The sequence below is a fragment of the Rhodococcus sp. IEGM 1372 genome, assembly GCF_030056835.1.
In the GTDB taxonomy this organism is placed as follows: domain Bacteria; phylum Actinomycetota; class Actinomycetes; order Mycobacteriales; family Mycobacteriaceae; genus Rhodococcoides.
The window spans coordinates 1-3,831 of sequence record NZ_JASHKS010000080.1 but is presented as its reverse complement, the minus strand read 5'-3'; the positions used below and the strand labels follow the sequence as shown (position 1 = coordinate 3,831).

6 protein-coding genes are annotated in these 3,831 nt (G+C 61.9%); 4 read left to right on the top strand and 2 right to left on the bottom strand.

Features of this window, described 5'->3' with window-relative positions; genetic code table 11:
* A partial coding sequence (locus tag QM590_RS25685; RefSeq protein WP_269596871.1) for a hypothetical protein occupies positions 1-211 on the top strand: 211 nt, incomplete at its 5' end.
* Between the two features lie 98 nt (positions 212-309).
* Entirely contained in the window at positions 310-681 is a 372-nt protein-coding gene (locus QM590_RS25680) for a hypothetical protein (RefSeq protein ID WP_269596872.1), read from the top strand.
* A gap of 224 nt (positions 682-905) precedes the next feature.
* Here the strand turns inward: QM590_RS25680 and QM590_RS25675 are convergent, their stop codons facing one another.
* The gene (locus QM590_RS25675; RefSeq protein WP_269596873.1) at positions 906-1,145 is read right to left on the bottom strand and encodes a hypothetical protein; all 240 of its coding nucleotides are present in this window, start codon (positions 1,143-1,145) and stop codon (positions 906-908) included.
* 203 nt (positions 1,146-1,348) lie between these two features.
* On the opposite strand from QM590_RS25675, the gene QM590_RS25670 reads away from it, so the two are divergent.
* Both QM590_RS25670 and QM590_RS25665 read left to right on the top strand, forming a co-directional pair.
* Entirely contained in the window at positions 1,349-2,023 is a 675-nt protein-coding gene (locus QM590_RS25670) for a chymotrypsin family serine protease (protein ID WP_269596874.1), read from the top strand.
* A 32-nt stretch (positions 2,024-2,055) separates the two neighbouring features.
* The gene (locus tag QM590_RS25665; RefSeq protein WP_269596875.1) at positions 2,056-2,652 is read left to right on the top strand and encodes a YveK family protein; all 597 of its coding nucleotides are present in this window, start codon (positions 2,056-2,058) and stop codon (positions 2,650-2,652) included.
* Positions 2,653-2,659: 7 nt separating this feature from the next.
* Here the strand turns inward: QM590_RS25665 and QM590_RS25660 are convergent, their stop codons facing one another.
* Complete coding sequence (locus QM590_RS25660; protein ID WP_269596876.1) at positions 2,660-3,682, bottom strand: hypothetical protein; 1,023 nt, start codon at positions 3,680-3,682, stop codon at positions 2,660-2,662.
* Between the last annotated feature and the right edge of the window lie 149 nt (positions 3,683-3,831).

Sequence of the window (3,831 nt, the reverse complement as noted above, 5' to 3'; positions counted from 1 at the left end):
AATCAATCACACCGTGGCTCTAGAACACGGTGGCCCGACTATCGGGGACCTGCCAGTGGCTTGGGCGCTATCCCCCCAGGGCCACGAGCTCTTTAGCTTCGATTCAGATGTTGACATGTTCGACGCTAAGGGAGTCGCCCGGTTGATCAACGAAGCACGTCGTTTTCTGGAGGAGTTCAGCCCCAAAGTTCAGAAGCGCATTCTGATCTAGTGACTGCCGGACCTCCTGTCGCGCCCCCTGTGATCAAGGCAGACGACCTCACCATTCCCGGTGATGACATGCTGTATAGACGTGTGCCAAGGATCCCAATGGAGCACATGGTTCTGGTGGACGAGACTGACGGCAGCATCGTTTTCAGCAGGGGCGCTTTCAAGTTCAACAAGAATGACGGCTGTTCCGTTTATAGGCATTCGATCCTGCAGGACAACTCTTTCACGTGGGAGGACGCGAAGAACGCCCCGGACAACGGGGTGGCGTCAGTAACCGTGTTAGATGTTCGCGAGGTCAATCTTGGCATCGCAGATGATCCGCACCCGCCACTACCTCTTGTGCTCCAGAAACCGCGGGATGTTGCGCACGCAGTAATAGTGCATGCTGCCAGCGGCCCGCTGAGCAACTCGAAGCGTGAGCAGGCTCTTACTGCTCTCGCCAAACGTGCTCAGTCGGTCGGACCGGCTTAGGGCAAGCTGTCCGACACTGCCTGGGCCGTCTTGGTGCGGCGGGTCCAAAACTTCGCGCAATAAGGATCTAGGAGGCACCCGCGCGGGCAATGCAACACGTTCCCGTAGATGAGACCGTCCGATGACCCGCACGAGTGTGCGGCAGCGATGACCGGCGCATCGGCGAGCTCGCGCACAGGGTTGTTCGACTCCCTGATGGGGTCACGCCAGCGGACGAGAATCGTCTACAGCTTGTCGTTTCGAGGGTCGCGTGGGTCAGTGGGGTACAGGCCGTTCTGTCGGTTGATCGTCGCAACGCCACCTGACAGCGCATCGAAGACGGTGTGGAGTGCCGAGTCGGCGTACTGCTCCGCGTTCGTCGGTAACTCGTTCTTGTCTTCCATTTCGTACCACGCCGCGATCAAGGTCTCTCGCAGGTGGTCGACGAGATGTTGTCCAGCGCTGCGCGCGTACCCGTATGCCATGCGTCGAGACTTTACAGAATCGAACGTTCGGGCGGCCATGCAATCGGGCGCACGAAGCTTGAAATGCTCCTAGCCGTGTGGTCGTACGCATGGAGGTATTGTCGCGTGCAACGCTCACCCGGTACACGTGCGCGAGTCATCTGTGCCAGGATTTGAGGACACTTACGCCCCGGCCCGACGATCACCGGACAGGAATCCGCATAATGAAGAAGGCCCAACTCGGTTGTGTCAGTGGACTGTTCGCTGCCGCGGTGCTGGCCGTCAGCGCGATGGCTCCCGGAACCGCTGCTGCGGCACCTCTTCCGGTCGTCGGACCCGGTAGTGGCTTCGTCACCACTGGAGGCATCGACGACCTCACCGCCTGCTCCATCGCGGCCGTCGGATACGACGACGCCGGCCGACTCGTCGCCCTGACCGCAGGCCACTGCATTCTGCGTACGGGTCTGCCCGTCACCCTCGTCGGATCGCCCACGGCCCCGGTCGGCACCACGGCCGTCGGGCATTGGGGACCCGACTACGGCGTCATCGTCCTCGATCCCACCAAGGTCACGCCGGTGTCCAGTCTGGGCGGAGTCACCGTGACGGACATCGGGACCGGATCGGTGGGTCAGCCGGTCTGCAAGAGCGGAGTTGGCAGCGGACTGACGTGCGGCACCATTGTCGAGAACCGGGGCGGGGACCTGATGCCCGATGCCGTCACCGTCTGGGCCGACTCCGGGGCACCGCTGGTGGCAGGTACCACGCTCGTCGGGATCGCCAGCCATGCCTCGGGCGTTCCGTTGCTCAGTCCCACCGCCTACGCATCGGCGTCGGAATCGATGCGATTGCTGAGTGCATCGGGGGCACCGGGTGCGGGCTTCCGGCCGGTGGGAAGCTGATAGCGAGAGCCCTCGCGATGTGGGTGCGAAGTGTGGGGACGATCATCGGTGCGGGTTGGCGCGTGGTCGCGGTGTCGATCGCATTGGCGATGGCAACGGCGTTCGGGATCATCTTGCTGACGACACCGGTATACGAATCGCGTGCGCAGATGTTCGTCTCTACCTCAGGGGCGAAGTACAGCCCTGATGTGTACGAGGGAAACCTGTTCTCGCAACAGGCGATTCCGGCGTATGCGGGATTGGTGACGAACGACGTTGTTGCGTCGGCAGTGATCGCCGATCTAGCACTCGATCTCACTCCGGCGGAGTTGGACGACAAGGTGACGATGACCTACTCGCCAGAGACCGTTGTGTTCGACATCGTCGCCACCGATTCCTCGCCGGAGCTCGCGGCCGATATTGCGAACACTATGGCCACAGAGTTGAGTGCAGTTATTGCGGACCTGGAGGCTCCCGAGGATGGCGGGGCTCCCTCAGTGGCGTTGAAGATGTACAGCCAGGCCGAAGCGTCGGATGCACCGATCAATCCGAACACCGAGGCGTATCTGGCGTGGGGTGCCGCAGTGGGGCTGGTCATCGGAACTGCGTTGGTGCTCGTCCGTCACCGCTCGCGCGGGACTGCGCAGTAGGTCCGAACTACACCCGATCCATTCCCGCCTTGTGGGTCGGGTCGATGAGGAACAGGCTGCTGCCGTCCAATCCGTCTCTGCGGTGGATGTTTCCGCGCAATCCGGCTTCGACCAGTCGCACCGCTATTTCGTAGATCTCTTCGAGGCGATCGTCGGTGAGATCGGGCTTGATCGCGAGATGGATTTCGTCGCCGATGTGCCGCAGCACCGCTTGAAAGTTCGGGCTCACCGCGCTGTAGAGCTCCTCGCACTGGACCAGCAACGCGTCGGACATGACGAAGTCGTCCTCGGCCCCGAGCAATGGCATCACACCGAAATCCTCGAGCAGATCGATCAGCTGCACGGCACTGCGGCCGGCTGCCGTCGACCGGTCCGCCTGTACACCGGATTCCACTTCCTTCGTCGTGAAGATCAGTGTCGCCTCGGCGCTGGGATCGAGCAGACCCAGATCGGCGCGCATCGCCTTGAGCAGCAACGAGTGCATTCTGGTGATGTAGGCATGCTCGCTCTGCAGACGTTCGTGTGCGGGAGCGGGGATTCCGGTTTCGGGAGCGAGCGGTGCGAACACCCGACGATCGATGCCCGTGGACAACTCGAGCGCCAACGGATGGACGCGCCTGCGTGCGACCACCAGTGCGGCGGTGAGCGCCAGATTCAGTTGGTCGTAGGCCTTGTCCAAAGACCGTGTCGCAGCCTTCAGGTCGCCGACCGGAGTGGAGACCACCGCTGCCGAAATCTCCTCGGCAACAACCCGATCGACGTTGGACAGCGCGAAGAGTAGTTCCTGGTATCGCGCGGTCACCTGGTCGCGGTTCCACGAGTCGTTGTCGCTGGACTGGCGCACCTGACGATCGACGGCGGTGTGCAACGCCGCCAACTCCCGCGACATCACCTCCTCCTTCGCGCCCACGCGTCGAACACTCAGCGCAGCCAACGCGGCACCGAGCGCAGCGATGACGACGAGAATCAAGGTCCACACCGCAATCGCGGTCACACCGGACTCGGTCGCAGCTACGACGCTGGTAGTCATGGGCACATCATGCACGAATGTGTTACGTATCGTTCTTCTTTCGCCGCTCTAACTGTCAGGTAATTGTGGGTGCGATTATCGCCTTTCGGATTCAGCGGGACTGTCTGAATAACGGTTGATCCGGTCCTTGGTTCGACACGCCGAGCTCA

Coding starts and splice junctions, on each gene's coding strand:
- QM590_RS25680 (WP_269596872.1), top strand. CDS start 310: ATGGAGCACATGGTTCTGGTGGACGAGACTGACGGCAGCATCGTTTTC.
- QM590_RS25660 (WP_269596876.1), bottom strand. CDS start 3,682: ATGACTACCAGCGTCGTAGCTGCGACCGAGTCCGGTGTGACCGCGATT.
- QM590_RS25675 (WP_269596873.1), bottom strand. CDS start 1,145: ATGGCATACGGGTACGCGCGCAGCGCTGGACAACATCTCGTCGACCAC.
- QM590_RS25670 (WP_269596874.1), top strand. CDS start 1,349: ATGAAGAAGGCCCAACTCGGTTGTGTCAGTGGACTGTTCGCTGCCGCG.